Here is a 17,009-nt window from a genome sequence, read left to right on the forward strand (position 1 = left end):
CCAAAAGAGACCAGAGCGCATGAACCTTTCTTCTCGGCCGTCGGCTTGGGCAGGCCTTCCCGGCCGCATCCGCGGCATGTTCAATCTGAACGATCCCCGCTGGGGCCGTGGAGACGACAAGGCGAGTGATTCGGACGAGAAGCCCGACACGCGCCGTCCCGACAGCAACGAGCGTCCCTACGAGCCTCAGCGCCCCACGCCCAACCGCGGTGGCAACCAGGGCCCGCCGGATCTGGACGAACTCTGGCGCGACTTCAATCGCAAGCTCGGCGGCCTGTTCGGCGGTGGTCGCAACGGTGGCCGCGGCAACATGGGCTCGGGCAACGGCGGAGGCTTCCAGCCCGACATGAAGGGTGCCGGCATCGGCATCGGCCTGATCGGAGCGGTCGCTGTGCTGATCTGGTTGGGCACCGGCTTCTTCATCGTGCAGGAAGGCCAGCAGGCCGTCATCACGCAGTTCGGCCGCTACCACTCGACCGTGGGCGCCGGCTTCAACTGGCGGCTGCCGTACCCGGTCCAGCGTCACGAGCTGGTGTTCGTGACGCAGATCCGTTCCATCGACATCGGCCGCGACGTGATCATCAAGGCCACCGGCCTGCGCGATTCGGCCATGCTGACCGAAGACGAGAACATCGTCGAGATCCGGTTCGCGGTGCAGTACCGCCTGAATGATGCGCGCGCCTTCCTGTTCGAGAGCAAGGACCCGACCGCGGCCGTGGTGCAGGCGGCCGAGACGGCCGTGCGCGAAGTGGTCGGCAAGATGCGCATGGACTCGGCCCTGGCCGAGGAGCGTGACCAGATCGGCCCGCGCGTGCGCACGCTGATGCAGACCATTCTGGACCGCTACAAGGTCGGCATCGAGATCGTCGGCATCAACCTGCAGCAGAGCGGCGTGCGCCCGCCCGAGCAGGTGCAGGCCGCGTTCGACGACGTGCTCAAGGCCGGCCAGGAGCGCGAGCGCGCCAAGAACGAGGCCCAGGCCTATGCCAACGACGTGATCCCGCGCGCCACCGGTACCGCGTCGCGGCTGATGGAAGAAGCGCAGGCCTATAAGTCGCGTATCACGGCCCAGGCCGACGGTGATGCGCAGCGCTTCCGCTCGGTGCTGGCCGAGTACCAGAAGGCGCCGCAGGTCACGCGCGATCGCCTGTATACGGAGACCATGCAGCAGGTCTATGCCAACGTCACCAAGGTGATGGTGGACTCGCGCCAGGGCTCCAACCTGCTGTACCTGCCGCTGGACAAGCTCATGCAGGCGTCCGGCCAGTCGGCCAGCGTCATCGGTGATCCGGCCCTGGCAGGCAGTGGCCAGGCCACGTCGAGCGCACCGGCGGCACCGCCTTTGTCCAGTGGCGACCTGCGTGCCCGCGACGGCCGCACCCGCGAACGTGATTTGCGCTAGGAGACGCGCCAAGTGAACAGAATCGGATTCATCGCATCCTCGCTGCTGGTGCTGCTGGCACTGGCGAGCTCCATGCTGTTCGTGGTGGACCAGCGCCAGTACGGCGTGGTCTACGCGCTCGGCCAGATCAAGAAGGTCATCACCGAGCCCGGCCTCAACTTCAAGATGCCGCCGCCGTTCCAGAACGTGCGCTACCTCGACAAGCGTCTGCTGACGCTGGAGAGCAGCGACTCCGAGCCCATGCTGACGGCCGAGAAGCAGCGCGTGGTGATCGACTGGTACATCCGCTGGCGCGTGACCGATCCGTCGGAATACATCCGCAACGTGGGCCTGGACGAAAGCGCCGGTGCCAACCAGCTGAACCGCGTCGTGCGCAATGCGTTCCAGGAAGAGATCAACCGCCGCACCGTGCGCGACCTGCTGTCCTCGCGGCGCGAGGAACTCATGGCCGACGTCAAGCGCGAGGTGCTGGAGGTCGTGCGCGGTGGCCGCCCCTGGGGCATCGACGTGGTGGACGTGCGCATCACGCGTGTCGACTACGTGGAGTCCATCACCGAGTCGGTCTACCGCCGCATGGAAGCCGAGCGCAAGCGCGTCGCCAACGAATTGCGCTCCACCGGTGCGGCCGAAGGCGAGAAGATCCGCGCCGAGGCCGACCGCCAGCGCGAGGTGACGATCGCCAACGCCTACCGCGATGCGCAGAAGGCCAAGGGTGAGGGCGACGCCCAGGCCGCGGCGCTGTACAGCGACGCCTTCGGCCGCGACCCGCAGTTCGCACAGTTCTACCGCAGCCTGGAAGCCTACCGCGCGAGCTTCAACAAGAAGAGCGACGTGATGGTGGTCGACCCCTCGTCCGACTTTTTCCGGGCCATGCGCGGGGCGAACCAGCCCGCTCCAGCCGGCCGCTGAGCCGCGGCCGCGCCCCGTGGACACCCTCTGGGCGGCACTGGCCTTGGTGCTGGTCATCGAAGGCCTGATGCCGTTTCTGTCGCCGGGTGGCTGGCGCCGCATGTTCATGCAGGTGCTGCAGCTGTCTGACGGGCAGATCCGCTTCTTCGGCATGTGCGCCGTGCTGCTGGGCTTGCTGCTGCTGGCCCTGTTGTCCTGAGTCCTCGTCGCTCGGACTATCTGGCCTCAATCCGAGGCCGGTAGAATCCCTTTTTTAACAGCGCACTGATTTCCATGTCTGCCTGGGTCCTGCCGGATCACATCGCCGATGTATTGCCTTCCGAGGCCCGGCACATCGAAGAACTCCGCCGCGAATTGCTGGACACCGCTCGGGGCTACGGCTACGAGCTGGTGATGCCGCCGCTGCTGGAGCACCTGGAATCGCTGCTCACCGGGACCGGCGAGGCGCTGGATCTGCTCACCTTCAAGTTGGTCGACCAGCTGTCCGGCCGCATGCTGGGTCTGCGCGCCGACACCACGCCGCAGGTGGCGCGCATCGACGCGCATCTGCTCAACCGCCAGGGCGTGGCCCGGTTGTGCTACTGCGGCCCCGTTGCCCACACCCGCCCCGACCGTGCCTACGCCACGCGCGAGCCGCTGCAGTTCGGTGCCGAGATCTATGGCCACGAGGGCCTGGAAGCCGACTTCGAGGTGCTGCTGCTGGCATTGGACTGCCTGTCGGCTGCCCAGTTGCGCGACCTCACGGTGGACCTGTCGGACGCGCGCATCGTGCAGGCCTTGCTCGCCGACAGTGCGCTGGCACCGGCCGAACTCGCCCGCATCCATGCCGCGCTGACGACCAAGGACGCCGGCGAACTGGCCGCACTGACCGCCAAGTTGCCGGCAGTGGACCGCGAGGGCCTGCAGACCCTGCTGCAGCTGTACGGCGGCACCAGCGTGCTCGACGAGGCCGAACGCGTGCTGCCGAACCGGCCTGCGCTGCGCCATGCCCTGGCCGAGCTGCGCCGCTGCGCGGCTCTGTTGGGTGAGCGCGCCAATGTGCGCGTGGACCTGGCCGACCTGCGCGGCTACGCCTACTACAGCGGCGTGCGGTTCTCGATCTATGCGGCGCATGGCGACGCCCTGGTGCGCGGTGGCCGCTATGACGAGGTCGGCGCGGTGTTCGGCCGCAACCGGCCGGCCGTGGGCTTCAGCCTGGACCTCAAGCAACTCGTCGCGGCCGTGCCGCCGCGTCCGCTGCGTGCGGCCATCCGCGCACCCTGGGGTGAAGACGGCGCCCTGCGCTCCGCCATCGCGGCCTTGCGCCGCGGCGGCGAGACGGTGGTCTGCGCCTTGCCGGGCCATGAAAGTGAAATCGATGAGTTCCATTGCGACCGCGTGCTGACGCACAAGGGCGGCGAATGGGTCGTGCAAGCCATCTGAACCTGCCTAGCTTTGGGCACTCGAGACATGAACACAGGTAATCGCGCGGCCGTCGGTCGCAACGTGGTCGTCGTTGGCACCCAGTGGGGTGACGAAGGCAAGGGCAAGCTGGTCGACTGGCTGACCGAGAGCGCCCAGGGCGTGGTGCGTTTCCAGGGCGGCCACAACGCCGGCCACACGCTGGTCATCAACGGCAAGAAGACGGCGCTGCATCTGATCCCCAGCGGCATCATGCGTCCAGGCGTCAAGTGCTACATCGGCAATGGCGTGGTGCTGTCGGCCGCCAAGCTGCTCGAGGAAATCCAGGGCCTGGAGGCCGCTGGTGTGGAGGTGCGTTCGCGCCTGCGCATCAGCGAGGCCTGCCCGCTGATCCTGCCGTTCCACGCGGCGCTGGACGTGGCGCGCGAGGCCGCGCGCGAGAAGGTCGGCATCGAGAAGATCGGCACCACCGGCCGCGGCATCGGCCCGGCCTACGAGGACAAGATCGCGCGCCGCGCGCTGCGCGTACAGGACCTGAAGTACCCCGAGCGCTTCGCCACCAAGCTGCGCGAACTGCTGGCGCTGCACAACTTCGTGCTGACCGAGTTCCTGCATGCGGCGCCGATCGACTACGACCAGGTCTATGCCGAGTCCATGCAGCATGCCGAGCAGCTGCGTCCCATGATCGCCGACGTTTCGCGCGAGTTGAACGCGGCCCACCAGGCCGGCGCCAACCTGTTGTTCGAAGGCGCCCAGGGCACGCTGCTGGACGTGGACCACGGCACCTATCCCTACGTCACCTCCAGCAACTGCGTGGCCGGCAATGCCGCCGCCGGTGCCGGTGTCGGCCCCAGCCTGCTGCACTATGTGCTGGGCATCACCAAGGCCTATTGCACGCGTGTCGGCGGTGGCCCCTTCCCCACCGAGCTCGAATGGGAGAAGCCCGGCACGCCGGGCTACCACATGAGCACCGTCGGCGCAGAGAAGGGCGTGACCACGGGCCGTTCGCGCCGCTGTGGCTGGTTCGATTCCGCGCTGCTCAAGCGCTCGGCCCAGGTCAACGGCCTGTCGGGCCTGTGCATCACCAAGCTCGACGTGTTGGACGGCCTGGAAGAGCTCAAGCTGTGCACGGGCTACAAGCTCGACGGTGAGCTGATCGACATCCTGCCGATGGGTGCGGACGAGATCGCGCGCTGCGAGCCGGTCTACGAGACCCTGCCGGGCTGGACCGACTCCACCGTGGGCGTGACCGACTACGACGCGCTGCCGGCCGCCGCGCGGCGCTACCTGGAGCGCATCGAGCAGACCACCGGTGTGCCGATCGCGATGGTGTCCACGAGCCCAGACCGCGACCACACCATCCTGATGCACAACCCCTACCAGGCATCCTGAGTCCCAGGCCCGCCCCACGGAGAACCCCATGCTGACCGAAGACGGCAAACACCTGTACGTGAGCTACGACGAGTACCACAACCTGATCGAGAAGCTCGCCATCAAGGTACACCAGTCGGGCTGGGAGTTCGACAACATCCTGTGCCTGGCCCGCGGCGGCATGCGGCCTGGCGACATCCTGTCGCGCATCTTCGACAAGCCGCTGGCCATCATGTCCACGAGTTCGTACCGCGCCGATGCCGGCACGCGGCAGGGCTCGCTGGACATCGCGCGCTACATCACCACGCCCAAGGGCGAGATCGCCGGCAAGGTGCTGCTGGTCGACGACCTGGCCGACAGCGGCCACACGCTGAACGCCGTGATCAAGCTGCTCAAGACCAGCTACGCGCCCATCACCGAGCTGCGCAGCGCCGTCCTGTGGACCAAGGGCGTCTCGCTGTTCACGCCCGACTACTCCGTCGAATTCCTGCCCACCAATCCCTGGATCCACCAGCCGTTCGAAGGCTACGACACCATGGGTCCTGCGCAGCTGCTGGAGAAGTGGAAGGTCTGATCGCGCAGTGGAGGGGCGGCTAACATGGCCGCATGCCTTGCCCCACCACCGATCTGATCCACCATCCCTACGTCCCGCCGGCGGAGTTCGCCGCGCCGCAGCCCGGCGTGTTCAAGGCCTCCACCGTCATCTTTCCGAACGTGGCGGCCATGCGCAGCCGCGAGTGGCGGGACAAGTCCGCCTACACCTACGGCCTGCACGGCACGCCCACGACCTTCATCCTAGAGGAGCGTCTGGCCGCCATCGAGGGTGGCCTGCAGTGCCTGCTCGTGCCCAGCGGCTTGGCGGCCATCGCCAACGTGGCGCTGTCGTTGCTGCGCAGCGGCGACGAGATGCTGATTCCGGACAACGCCTACGGCCCCAACAAGACGCTGGCGCGCGGCGAGTTGCAGGCCTGGGGCATCACACACCGCTTCTACGATCCCATGGACCCGGACGACCTGGCGGCCAAGATCGGGGCGCGCACCCGACTGGTCTGGCTGGAGGCCGCCGGCTCGGTGACGCTGGAGTTTCCGGACCTCGTGCAGCAGGCGCAGATCTGCCGCGCGCGTGGCGTCACGACGGCACTGGACAACACCTGGGGCGCCGGCCTGGCCTTCGATCCCTTCGACCTCGGCACGCTGGACGCGCCACTGGCCGTCGACATCTCGGTGCATGCGTTGACCAAGTACCCGAGTGGCGGTGGCGACGTGCTGATGGGCAGCATCGTCACGCGCGACGATGCGCTGCACCAGCGGCTCAAGATGACCCATATGCGGCTGGGCCTGGGTGTTGGCGTCAACGATGCCGAGACGGTGATGCGCTCGCTGCCGAGCATGGCCTTGCGTTACCGAGCGCACGATGCGTCGGCACGCACGCTGGCCAACTGGTGCCGTGGGCGGCAGGAATTCGTGCAGGTGTTGCATCCGGCACTGGAGGGTTCACCGGGCCATGCGCACTGGGCCGCGCTGTGCGCGCGCGGCGAACCCGCCCGGCTCGGGCGCGCAGCCGGCTTGTTCAGCGTGATCATCGACCCGCGCTACACGCAGGCGCAGGTCGATGCCTTCTGCGATGCGCTGCGCCTGTTCAAGCTCGGGTACAGCTGGGGCGGTCCGATGAGCCTGGTCGTGCCGTACGAGCTGGCGCAGATGCGCACGCAGTGGCCGGCCCATTTGGCGCAGGGCACATTGGTCCGTTTCTCCACAGGCTTGGAGGATGCCTGCGATCTACAGGCCGATCTGGAGCAAGCCGTGGTGGCCGCCTTTGCCGCCTGATCGTGTACATGTCCAGCGCAAAAAAACTCCGTATTCACGTGCCTCCCCGCTTGGGGTAGAGTGACACGATCCAACCCACCAGCGAGCACACATTGGCAACTCCCAATTACGGATACGAGAAGCGGCAAAAGGAATTGGCCAAGAAGCGCAAGAAGGAAGACAAGCTCAAGGCCAAGGCCGAACGCAAGCTGCATGGCCCTGGCGAAGATGGTGAGGCGCCGGCCGACGAGTCCGCAGAAACCGAGGCCGGAGCCACGCCGCCTGCCCAGGACGCCTGACCGGGGCAAGCGCAACGCCGGTGCGGCACCGGCTTTCGGTTTTCAGCGCAGCTGTTTGCGCAGCTCTGGCCAGACGTTGTCCAGCATGGCCGCCTGCGCTTCTTCACGCGGATGGATGCGGTCGGCCTGGAACAATGCCGCCGCATTCGCCCCGTCGGCAATCCCCTTCAGCAGAAACGGCACCAGCCCGGCCTTGTGCTCACGCGCCACATCTCCGAACAGCGTGCTGAACTGGCGACCGTAGTCGGCGCCATAGTTGGGAGGCATCTGCATGCCCACGATCAGCACCTTGGCGCCCGCCTGCTGCGCCGCCTGGGTCATGGCCGCCAGATTGTCGGCCGTGTTCTTGAGCGGCAGGCCGCGCAGGGCGTCGTTGCCGCCCAGTTCCAGCACCACGTGGGTGGGCTGGTAGGTCTTGAGCAGGGGCGCCAGACGGGCGCGCCCACCCGAGGTGGTATCCCCGCTGATGCTGGCGTTGCGCACCTCGGCCGCGATCTTCTGCTCGGCCAGCCGCTGCTCCAGCAAGGCCACCCAGCCCGTGCCCCGCTTGAGGCCGTACTCGGCCGACAGGCTGTCGCCGACCACGAGGATGCGCGGGGCGCCGGCGGTGGCCGCTTTGGCGCTCTGCGCCCACGATGGCCCGGCCAGCAAGGGGATGTACAGGCCCGCGATAAAGTGTCGTCGTCTCAAACCAAGAAGCCTTTCAATGTCCCAATCCCCCGGTGCCGCGCTGGTGTCTGTCGAGCATGTGTTCAAGTCGGTGGCCGACTCGACGGGCACGCTCGACATTCTGCGCGATATCGATTTCGCCCTGGCTGCGCGGGAAACCGCGGCCATCGTCGGAGCCTCTGGTTCGGGCAAGAGCACCTTGCTGTCCATCATCGCGGGCCTGGACACGCCGACGCGCGGCACGGTCCGCATCGCCGGCCACGATTTGTTCGCGCTCGACGAGGACCGGCGCGCGGCGCTGCGGGCCCAGCAGGTGGGCTTCGTGTTCCAGAGTTTCCAGTTGATGGGCAACCTGACCGCGCTGGAGAACGTCATGCTGCCGCTGGAACTGGCGGCACGGCGCGACGCGCGCCAGGCCGCCACCGAGATGCTCGCGCGGGTCGGGCTGTCGGAGCGGCTGTCGCACTACCCGAAGGTTCTGTCCGGCGGCGAGCAGCAGCGCGTGGCCCTGGCACGCGCCTTCGTGGTGCAGCCGGCCGTGCTCCTGGCCGACGAGCCGACCGGCAGCCTGGACTTCGCGACAGGCGAGAAGGTCATGGAGCTGATGTTCGAACTCAACCGTGAACTCGGCACGACGCTGGTGCTCGTCACCCACGACCGGGGGATCGCCGCGCGCTGCGAGCGGCGCATCACCATCGAAGCCGGCCGCATCGCGGCCTGAAGGCGCTCGGAGGGCGCGCCGATAATCGGCCCCCATGTCAGCCCCCAAAGTTTTGTTTGGCTTCCACGCGGTCAGCGTGCGCCTGAAGACCGCTCCGCAGTCCATCGTCGAGATCTACTACGAGCCGACCCGGCGCGACGCGCGCATGCGCCAGTTCCTCGACCGCGCCCGCGAAGCCGGCGCGCGCCTGATCGAGGCCGATGGCTTGCGACTTGCCAAACTGGCTGGCAGCCACGGCCACCAGGGCGTCGCGGCCCGCGTGCAGCCGCTGCCGCAGCAACACTCGCTGGACGAGTTCCTCGACGGGCTGGACGGACCGCCCCTGCTGCTGGTGCTGGACGGCGTCACCGATCCGCACAACCTGGGCGCCTGCCTGCGCGTGGCCGACGGCGCCGGCGCCCACGCCGTCATCGCACCCAAGGACCACGCCGCCGGCATCAACGCCACGGTCGCCAAGGTCGCCAGCGGAGCGGCGGAGACAGTTCCCTACTTCATGGTCACCAATCTGGCGCGTACCCTGGGTGAGCTCAAGGAGCGCGGCATCTGGTGCATCGGCACCAGTGGGGACGCCGACAAGACGCTGTACCAGACGGACCTGGTCGGCCCGGTGGCCCTGGTGTTGGGTGCAGAAGGCGAGGGCATGCGGCAGCTGACGCGCAAGACCTGCGATGCGCTGGTCCGCATCCCGATGCAAGGCGGGGTGGAAAGCCTCAACGTCTCGGTGGCCAGCGGGGTCTGCTTGTACGAGGCGTTGCGCCAGCGCGGCATTTGACGCGTTGCTACCACCAGTTGCCGTGAAATCGGCAACAAAGGATGGCTGAATTTGCTTGATTTGTAAGCGGAAGCAGGGCTTCCCGTTACAGTTCGCTGCATTTTCCGCTCACGTCGGCCTCGCGCGGCCGGCGCATCCGCCATGAACCCGCACTTGCCCGTCCTGCGCAGCTCCTCGCGCGCCCTGTGCCTGACCCTGTTGTTGGCTGCCACCTGCGCCGGTGCGGTCGACGGCAAGGCCGGGCGCTACTACGAAGACGCGCTCAACCGCTATGAGCAACGCGATGTGCCCGGCGCCATCATCCAGCTCAAGAACGCGTTGCAGATCGACAAGAACATGCTGCCGGTGCAGCTGTTGCTGGGCCAGGCGCTGCTGGCCAACGGCGAGGTGGCCGCTGCAGAAGTCGCCTTTGCCGAAGCACTGCGGCTGGGGGTGGACCGGGCCGAAGTCGTGCTGCCGATGGCGCGCGCCTACCTGGCCCAGGGCAAGCACCGCCAGGTGCTTGAGCAACCGGCCTTCGCCGTGGGCGGGCTGCCCGTGCGCACGCAGATCGAGCTGTGGGTGCTGCGTTCGTCCGCCATGTCCGATCTTGGCGATGCACGCGGTGCCATGCATGCCGTCGAGCAGGCGCGCGCGCTGGACACGCGGGCACCGGATTCGTGGCTGGCCGAGGTGCCGGTGCGGATCCGCGGACGCCAGTTCGCCGAGGCCGCTGCGGCGGCCGAGCGCGCGCTGGCGCTGGCGCCGCAACTGGCAGAGGCACGCTACCAGCGCGGCTCGGTCTACCACGTCCTGGGCGACGTGCGCGCTGCGATCGCGGCCTACGACCAGGTACTGGCCCTGGAGGCCGACCATCTGGAAGCACGCGTCGCGCGGGCCGGGCTGTACCTGGACATGCGGCGCCACGCCGACGCGGCCACCGACCTGGCGCACCTGCAGCGGCTGTTCGACAAGGAGCCGCGCGCCGCCTACCTGCGCGCGCTGCTGGCCGAGCGCGAAGGCAAGATGGCGCAGGCCAAAGAGCATCTGGCCCAAGTGACGGCGCTGCTGGATCCGGTTCCGGTGGAATCCATCCAGTACCGCTCGCAGCTGCTGCTGCTCAACGGGCTGGCCCACCTGGGCCTGGGCGAGGCCGAAAAGGCCCAGGCTTACTTCGAGTCTCTGCAGCGGGTCCAGGGCGGGACGCCGGCCTCCAAGCTGCTGGCGCAGCTGCAGATACAGCGTGGAGAGACCGAACGCGGCGTCGGCACGCTGGAGGCCTATGTGCGGACTGCACCCGGGGACAAGCAGGCGCTGATGCAACTGGCGGGCGCCTACATGGCGCAAGGCAGGAACGCCCAGGCCATCACGCTGATGCAGGAGGCATTGCGCGGGGAAGACCGGCCCGACCTGCGCGCCGCCCTGGGCATGGGCTTGATCGGCAGCGGCCATACCGGCCAGGGCGTGAACGAACTGGAGGCCGCGCTGCGCAAAGACCCGGGCCAGGCCCAGGCCGGTACCGTGCTGGTGGGCCTGTACCTGCGGGCAGGGCAGGGCGCCAAGGCGGCCAAGGTGGCCCAGGAACTGGTCAAGCGCGCCCCGGACAACGCGGCGTTCCAGGATCTGCTGGGCATGGCGCAGGCACAAACCGGCGACACGCAAGCGGCCAAAGCCGCATTCGAGCGCGCCATGCAGCTGGATGCGGCCTTGATGGCCCCCAAGCTCCACATGGCGCGCCTGGAGATCGGCACGCGCCAGTACGACGCGGCCGCCAGACGGCTGCAGGCACTGCTGGCCGGCGACGAGAAGAACATGGACGTCCTGCTCGAACTGGCCTTGCTGGCCGAGCGGCGTGGCCAGCTGCCGCAGATGGAGGAATGGCTGCGCAAGGCCGAAGACCATGCGGGCCCGTCGGAACTGCGTCCGGGCCAGGCGTTGGTGGACCTGTACCTGCGCCAGCAGAAGCCCGGCCCGGCGCTGGAGGCAGCGCGGCGTGTCTATGCCAAGGCACCGCCGGACGACCTACCGACCCAGATCGCCTACGGGCGGGCCCAGGCGGCCAACGGCGAGCGCATGGGGGCCCGTGCGGCCTACACGGCGGCCTCGCGGCTGGCCGATGCCAATGCGCCCCTGCAGGTGCGCATCGCTTCGTTGCAACTGGCCGTCCAGCACGCCGAGGGCGCGGCCTACAGCCTGGACAAGGCCTTGACGGCGCGGCCAGACTTTCTGCCGGCCCAGGCATTGATGGTGGACGTGGACATCCTGCGCAAGGACCTGGCAGGGGCGGAGCGCCGCGCCCGGCGGATCGTCGAGCAGCATCCCAAGCTCGCCGTCGGCTACAGCCTGCAGGGCGATGCCGCCATGGCGCGCGGGCAACAGGGCGCTGCCATCGAGCTGTACCGGCGCGCACACCAGACCGAACCCTCCACCGACACATTCCTGCGGCTGTCCGACGTGCTGTGGACTGTCGATGGCGGCAAGCCCGCGGTGCAGTTCGCCGAGCAATGGTCGCGCCAACGGCCGGGGGATGCACAAGCGCAGCGGGTGCTCGCCGATGCCTATGCCCGTGCCGGCCAGTTCGCCCAGGCGCGGACCGCCTACGAGGCCTTGATCAAAGCCGGGCCGCAGGACGCGGAGCTGCTGAACAACCTGGCCAATGTGCTGCTGCGCCTGAAGGACCCCGGCGCGGTGGCCGTCGCCGAGCGCGCCCTGGCATTGCTACCGACCGATGCCAGCGTGCTGGACACGCTCGGCTGGGCGCTGTTCCAGGCGGGTGGGGACAAGCAGCGCGAGCGCGCGCTGGGCCTGTTGCGCGATGCGCGCCTGCGTGCGCCGGCCAACTCCACCATCCGCTACCACCTCGCGGCGGTGTTGGCCCAATCGGGGCGCACCGCGGAAGCCCGGGCCGAAGCGCGGGGCGCCCTGGACGCGGGAGAGTCGTTCGAGTACCGCGCAGAAGTGCAGCAGTTGCTCCAAACCCTGCGCTGATTTGTCGGATTTTTATGCATCCAAATGTTTCGGTCACTGCGTGTGACGGCCAATGCGTTGATTCGTAACGAAATTTTTCGTTGGCACAAATTTGGCTTACAAGTTCGCGAATATTGTTTCGAATTCGACCGGAGGACCTTTCAGATGAGCAAGAAGAAGCTGCTGCCGCTGTTGACAGGGGTGGCATTGACGGTGATGGCCGGTGGCGCATGGGCCGATTGGTCGTTCAACGGCAAGTACCAATCCAGCAATGTGGCCACCGACCAGGGCGTCACGGCCACGGCCACGGCCTACTACATCGCCAACAGCAGCGGCAACGCCTTCGTGGCGAAGACCGACAAGGTCTCGGCCACGAACACCAAGCTGACCTTCAACGGAACGTCGGGCCTGGGCGTGTCGTCGAATGGCGAGAGCGGCAGCCCCAACCACGCCATGGACAACACGGCGCGCACGGACATGGTCCTGTTCAGCTTCAGCGGCCTCGTCGAGCTCGACTACGTGTCGCTGGGCTGGACCAGCAACAGCAGCGGTTCCAACACCAGCAGCAGCCGCGACGCCGATTTCAGCGTGCTGCGGTTCACAGGCCTGGATCTGCCCACGAACAAGGACAAGACGCCCTACACCATCGTCGGGAAGACCTGGGCGACGCTGATGACAGAAGGCTGGGAACTCGTCTCCGACGTCGATGGCAAGGACGCCAAAAAGTACGCCGTGAACGGCCAGGACAACACCAAGGTTGAGGACAAGGTCTCCAGCTGGTGGATCGTCAGTGCCTTCAATACGGGCTTCGGCGGCAACAGCGGCCTGTCCGGCGGCAACGACTTCTTCAAGCTCGCCAGCCTGTCCGGCACGGTGCACGAGCGTCCGACCACCGAGGTCCCGGAGCCCACCTCGCTGGCGCTGCTGGGCCTGGCGGCACTGGGCCTGGCGGCCACGCGCCGGCGCATCCAGCGCAAGGCCTGAGCTGCCCTGAAGTTCGAACAGGGAAAAACGGCGCCCCGCGGGGGCGCCGTTTTTCTTTGGTGGCCGTGTTCAGACCGTGCCGCTGGCGCGCAGGGCGGCGATGTCGCCGGCCTGCAGGCCCAGTTCGCGCAGGACCTCGTCCGTGTGCTGCCCCAATGCCGGCGGTGCATTGCGCAGCACCGGCGGATGCTCCGACAGCCGCAAGGGGCTGGCCACGCCGGCCACCGACGCGATGCCGTCGCCTGCATGGCGGGGCAGATCCAGCCGCAGGCCGCGCGCCACCACGTGGGGGTCGGCAAAAGCCTGCCCGATGTCGTTGATCGGCCCGCAGGGCACGGCCTTGTCTTCCAGCAGCGCCACCCACTGCGCCGTGCTGCGTTGGCGTGTGAGTTCTTCCATGGCCGGGATCAGCGTGGCGCGGTGGTGCACGCGCGCCGTGTTGGTGGCAAAGCGCGCGTCGCGCGACCACTCCGGGCGGCCCGCCGCCTCGCACCAGCGCGCGAACTGGCCGTCGTTGCCGATGGCCAGCAGCATGGCACCGTCCGCCGTCGGAAAGTCCTGATAGGGCGCCAGGCTCGGGTGCGAATTGCCCTGGCGCTGAGGTACCTTGCCGGTGTTGAGGTAGCCGGCCGCCTGGTTGGCCAGGATGGCCATGCCCACGTCGAGCAATGCCATGTCGATGTGCTGGCCGCGGCCCGTCTGCTCGCGCGCGCGCAAGGCCGCCATCACGGCGGTGGACGCGTAGACGCCCGTGAACAGATCGGTCAGCGCGACCCCGACGCGCACACCGCCGCCGCCGGGCTCGCCATCGGCGCGGCCGGTGATGCTCATCATGCCGCTGGACGCCTGGATCAGCAGGTCGTAGCCCGCGCGCTCAGCGTAGGGGCCGGTCTGGCCGAAGCCCGTCACCGAGCAGTAGACCAGCCGCGGGTTCAGCGCCGACAGGCTGGCGTAGTCCAGCCCGTACTTCGCTAGGCCGCCCACCTTGAAGTTCTCCACCAGCACATCGGCCTGCTCGGCCAGTTGCCGGATCAGGGCCTGGCCTTGCGGCTTGGACATGTCGATGGTGACGGAGCGCTTGTTGCGGTTGCACGCGGCGAAGTAGCTGGCCTGGTCGGTGTCCTGGCCCTGCGCATCCTGCAGGAACGGTGGCCCCCAGTGGCGCGTGTCGTCGCCGGCACCCGGCAGCTCGACCTTGACCACGTCGGCACCCAGGTCGGCCAGGATCTGGGTGCACCAGGGGCCGGCCAGCACGCGTGACAGGTCCAGCACCTTGATGCCGGCCAATGCGCCGGCTGCAGCAGATGCCTCAGCCATGGTCAGTTGGCGAAGGCGGCGATGCCAGTCTGCGCGCGGCCCAGGATCAGCGCATGGACGTCGTGCGTGCCTTCGTAGGTGTTGACCACCTCGAGGTTGACCAAGTGGCGCGCCACGCCGAACTCGTCGGAGATGCCGTTGCCGCCGAGCATGTCGCGCGCCAGGCGGGCGATGTCCAGCGCCTTGCCGCAGTTGTTGCGCTTGATCAGCGAGGTGATCTCCACCACGTTCTGGTGCTCGTCCTTGATGCGGCCTACGCGCAGCGCGGCCTGCAGGCCCAGTGCGATCTCGGTCTGCATGTCGGCCAGCTTCTTCTGCACCAGCTGGTTGGCGGCCAGTGGGCGGCCGAACTGCTTGCGGTCCAGCGTGTACTGCAGGGCCGTGTACCAGCAGAACTCGGCCGCGCCCATGGCGCCCCAGGCGATGCCGAACCGCGCGCTGTTCAGGCAGGTGAACGGGCCCTTCAGGCCTTGCACCTCGGGGAAGGCGTTCTCTTCGGGCACGAACACGTCGTCCATGACGATCTCACCCGTGATGGAAGCACGCAGGCCCACCTTGCCATGGATCGCGGGCGCCGTGAGGCCCTTCATGCCCTTGTCCAGCACGAAGCCGCGGATCGGGCCGAGCTGGCCGCCAGCGGACACTTCCTTGGCCCAGACCACGAACACGTCGGCGATCGGCGAGTTGGTGATCCACATCTTGCTGCCCTTGAGCTTGTAGCCGCCGTCGACCTTGTAGGCGCGCGTGGCCATGGAGCCGGGGTCGGAGCCGTGGTCGGGTTCGGTCAGGCCGAAGCATCCGATGAACTCGCCGCTGGCAAGCTTGGGCAGGTACTTCTGCTTCTGCGCTTCGGTGCCGAATTCGTTGATCGGCACCATCACCAGGGAGGACTGCACCGAGGCCATGGAACGAAAACCCGAGTCCACGCGTTCGACTTCGCGCGCCACCAGGCCATAGCTCACGTAGTTCAGGCCAGCGCCGCCGTATTGCGTGGGGATCGTGGGGCCGAGCAGGCCCAGTTCACCCATCTCGCGAAAGATCGAGGTGTCCACCGACTCGTTGCGGAACATGGACTGCACGCGCGGCATCAGCCGGTCCTGGCAGTAAGCACGCGCCGCGTCGCGGATCATGCGCTCGTCCTCGGTCAGTTGCTGGTCGAGCAGAAAGGGGTCTTGCCAGTCGAAGCGCGTGGTGGCCATGGGGTCTCCTGAAGGGGCTGATTGCAAAGGCGCCCATCCTAGCCCCGGCTGAAGGGGGCGGCAAACGATGATTCTTGATCGAGATATGAGATTGGAGAATATTTAGCTGCTTTCTCTATAGTTTGTGCGCTCCAAATGTGTATATTTCGAATACTTTGCGCCGCAAACTCCCGTCTACCCAGGCCCTGGTCTGCTTTGAGGCGGCCGCCCGCCACGAAAGCTACACGCGTGCCGCACAGGAACTCGCGCTGACCCAGGGCGCCGTGTCGCGGCAGATCGCCGCGCTGGAGGCGTTCGTGGGCATCGTGCTGTTCCGCCGCACGCGCCATGGTGTGGCCCTGACCGACAGCGGACGCGACTACGCGCGCCAAGTGGCACGGCGGCTCGATGCGCTCGAGCTGGACACATTGAACGCCATGGCGCGCCAGCACAGCGGCAACTCGCTGGCGCTGGCGGCCGTGGCCACGTTCGCCACGCGCTGGCTGATCCCGCGCCTGCCGGCCTTGGCCCAGCGGCACCCGCAGATCACCGTCAACATCGAGACGCGCACGCGGCCCTTTCTCTTCAGCGACGACGGCTTCGACGCGGCGCTGTACGCCGGCACGCCGGAGCAGGTGCAGAACTGGCCCGGCACCAGTGCTGTGCTGCTCATGAGCGAGGAGGTGCTGCCGGTCTGCAGCGCGGCGTTGCTGCAGGGCCGCGGCGCGCTCACACCCGCGCAGGTCGCCGAACTGCCACTGCTGCAGCAGAGCACGCGTCCGGACGCCTGGCGGCTGTGGTTCGAGGCCATGGGCGTGCAGGCTGCGCACTGGCAGAGCGGGCCACGCTACGAGCTGTTCTCGATGTCGGCCACGGCCGCTGCGCACGGGCTCGGTGTGGCGCTGGTGCCGCGCATGCTCGTTGCCCAGGATCTGGCGCGTGGCGACCTCGTGCTGGCCTGCGACCGGGCCCTGCGCGGCAACCGCGGCTACTACCTGATCAGCCCCGAACGGCGGGACCCGCCCGCGGCACTGGCGCAGTTCCGCGACTGGTTGATGGAATGTGCCAGGGCCGACACGGGCGGATGCCACACAGGCGCGGGTTTCTCCTGACGTCGAAGCCACTTACACAAGGTGGCCCACCACGCATGTGATCCGCTTCACGCTACCCTCAGACGTGTGTAACTTCCTGATTTTTCGTGATTTATTTGGTGAGCTGGCAACTGGCCCGCAGA

At 67.7% G+C, this 17,009-nt stretch carries 16 protein-coding genes; 13 read left to right on the top strand and 3 right to left on the bottom strand.

Annotation, left to right across the window (positions count from 1 at the left end):
* The first annotated feature begins 19 nt into the window (after positions 1 to 19).
* From hflK to ASF45_RS20685, 8 genes are all read left to right on the top strand, one after another.
* Complete coding sequence (gene hflK / locus ASF45_RS20650) at positions 20 to 1,402, top strand: FtsH protease activity modulator HflK (protein WP_056667140.1); 1,383 nt, start codon at positions 20 to 22, stop codon at positions 1,400 to 1,402.
* A 12-nt stretch (positions 1,403 to 1,414) separates the two neighbouring features.
* On the top strand, positions 1,415 to 2,311 hold the full coding sequence (hflC, locus tag ASF45_RS20655; RefSeq protein WP_056667141.1) for a protease modulator HflC: 897 nt from the start codon (positions 1,415 to 1,417) through the stop codon (positions 2,309 to 2,311).
* A gap of 16 nt (positions 2,312 to 2,327) precedes the next feature.
* On the top strand, positions 2,328 to 2,510 hold the full coding sequence (locus ASF45_RS20660; protein WP_056667144.1) for a DUF2065 family protein: 183 nt from the start codon (positions 2,328 to 2,330) through the stop codon (positions 2,508 to 2,510).
* A 74-nt stretch (positions 2,511 to 2,584) separates the two neighbouring features.
* Positions 2,585 to 3,733, top strand: a complete 1,149-nt coding sequence (locus ASF45_RS20665; protein ID WP_056667147.1) for an ATP phosphoribosyltransferase regulatory subunit — start codon at positions 2,585 to 2,587, stop codon at positions 3,731 to 3,733.
* Positions 3,734 to 3,760: 27 nt separating this feature from the next.
* A complete protein-coding gene (locus tag ASF45_RS20670) occupies positions 3,761 to 5,104 on the top strand; it encodes an adenylosuccinate synthase (protein WP_056667149.1) in 1,344 nt (447 codons plus the stop codon).
* A gap of 28 nt (positions 5,105 to 5,132) precedes the next feature.
* Complete coding sequence (locus ASF45_RS20675; protein WP_056667153.1) at positions 5,133 to 5,657, top strand: phosphoribosyltransferase; 525 nt, start codon at positions 5,133 to 5,135, stop codon at positions 5,655 to 5,657.
* 32 nt (positions 5,658 to 5,689) lie between these two features.
* A complete protein-coding gene (locus ASF45_RS20680; protein WP_056667157.1) occupies positions 5,690 to 6,910 on the top strand; it encodes a PLP-dependent transferase in 1,221 nt (406 codons plus the stop codon).
* 92 nt (positions 6,911 to 7,002) lie between these two features.
* Positions 7,003 to 7,188 carry a hypothetical protein gene (locus ASF45_RS20685; protein ID WP_056667158.1) on the top strand — a complete coding sequence of 62 codons (186 nt, stop codon included), beginning with the start codon at positions 7,003 to 7,005 and terminating at the stop codon, positions 7,186 to 7,188.
* A gap of 42 nt (positions 7,189 to 7,230) precedes the next feature.
* Here ASF45_RS20685 and ASF45_RS20690 read toward each other — a convergent pair whose 3' ends face one another.
* Complete coding sequence (locus ASF45_RS20690) at positions 7,231 to 7,878, bottom strand: arylesterase (RefSeq protein ID WP_369802149.1); 648 nt, start codon at positions 7,876 to 7,878, stop codon at positions 7,231 to 7,233.
* Positions 7,879 to 7,894: 16 nt separating this feature from the next.
* On the opposite strand from ASF45_RS20690, the gene ASF45_RS20695 reads away from it, so the two are divergent.
* From ASF45_RS20695 to xdp1, 4 genes are all read left to right on the top strand, one after another.
* On the top strand, positions 7,895 to 8,578 hold the full coding sequence (locus ASF45_RS20695) for an ABC transporter ATP-binding protein (protein ID WP_056667213.1): 684 nt from the start codon (positions 7,895 to 7,897) through the stop codon (positions 8,576 to 8,578).
* Between the two features lie 34 nt (positions 8,579 to 8,612).
* Positions 8,613 to 9,350, top strand: coding sequence for a 23S rRNA (guanosine(2251)-2'-O)-methyltransferase RlmB (gene rlmB / locus ASF45_RS20700; RefSeq protein ID WP_056667161.1), 738 nt, complete (start codon positions 8,613 to 8,615; stop codon positions 9,348 to 9,350).
* 141 nt (positions 9,351 to 9,491) lie between these two features.
* Complete coding sequence (gene prsT / locus ASF45_RS20705) at positions 9,492 to 12,317, top strand: XrtA/PEP-CTERM system TPR-repeat protein PrsT (protein ID WP_056667164.1); 2,826 nt, start codon at positions 9,492 to 9,494, stop codon at positions 12,315 to 12,317.
* Between the two features lie 144 nt (positions 12,318 to 12,461).
* Positions 12,462 to 13,280, top strand: a complete 819-nt coding sequence (gene xdp1, locus ASF45_RS20710) for an exosortase-dependent surface protein XDP1 (protein WP_056667167.1) — start codon at positions 12,462 to 12,464, stop codon at positions 13,278 to 13,280.
* A 69-nt stretch (positions 13,281 to 13,349) separates the two neighbouring features.
* On the opposite strand, the gene ASF45_RS20715 is transcribed toward xdp1, so the two are convergent.
* Entirely contained in the window at positions 13,350 to 14,597 is a 1,248-nt protein-coding gene (locus ASF45_RS20715) for a CaiB/BaiF CoA-transferase family protein (protein WP_056667169.1), read from the bottom strand.
* A 2-nt stretch (positions 14,598 to 14,599) separates the two neighbouring features.
* Positions 14,600 to 15,796 carry an acyl-CoA dehydrogenase gene (locus tag ASF45_RS20720; protein WP_056667172.1) on the bottom strand — a complete coding sequence of 399 codons (1,197 nt, stop codon included), beginning with the start codon at positions 15,794 to 15,796 and terminating at the stop codon, positions 14,600 to 14,602.
* Positions 15,797 to 15,951: 155 nt separating this feature from the next.
* Between ASF45_RS20720 and ASF45_RS20725 the strand changes: the two genes are divergently transcribed.
* Positions 15,952 to 16,887 (top strand): LysR substrate-binding domain-containing protein, encoded by a 936-nt coding sequence (locus tag ASF45_RS20725; protein ID WP_056667176.1) that lies wholly within the window; start codon positions 15,952 to 15,954, stop codon positions 16,885 to 16,887.
* Positions 16,888 to 17,009 lie beyond the last annotated feature (122 nt).

This window comes from Pseudorhodoferax sp. Leaf265 (assembly GCF_001422365.1).
In the GTDB taxonomy this organism is placed as follows: Bacteria; Pseudomonadota; Gammaproteobacteria; order Burkholderiales; family Burkholderiaceae_C; genus Pseudorhodoferax.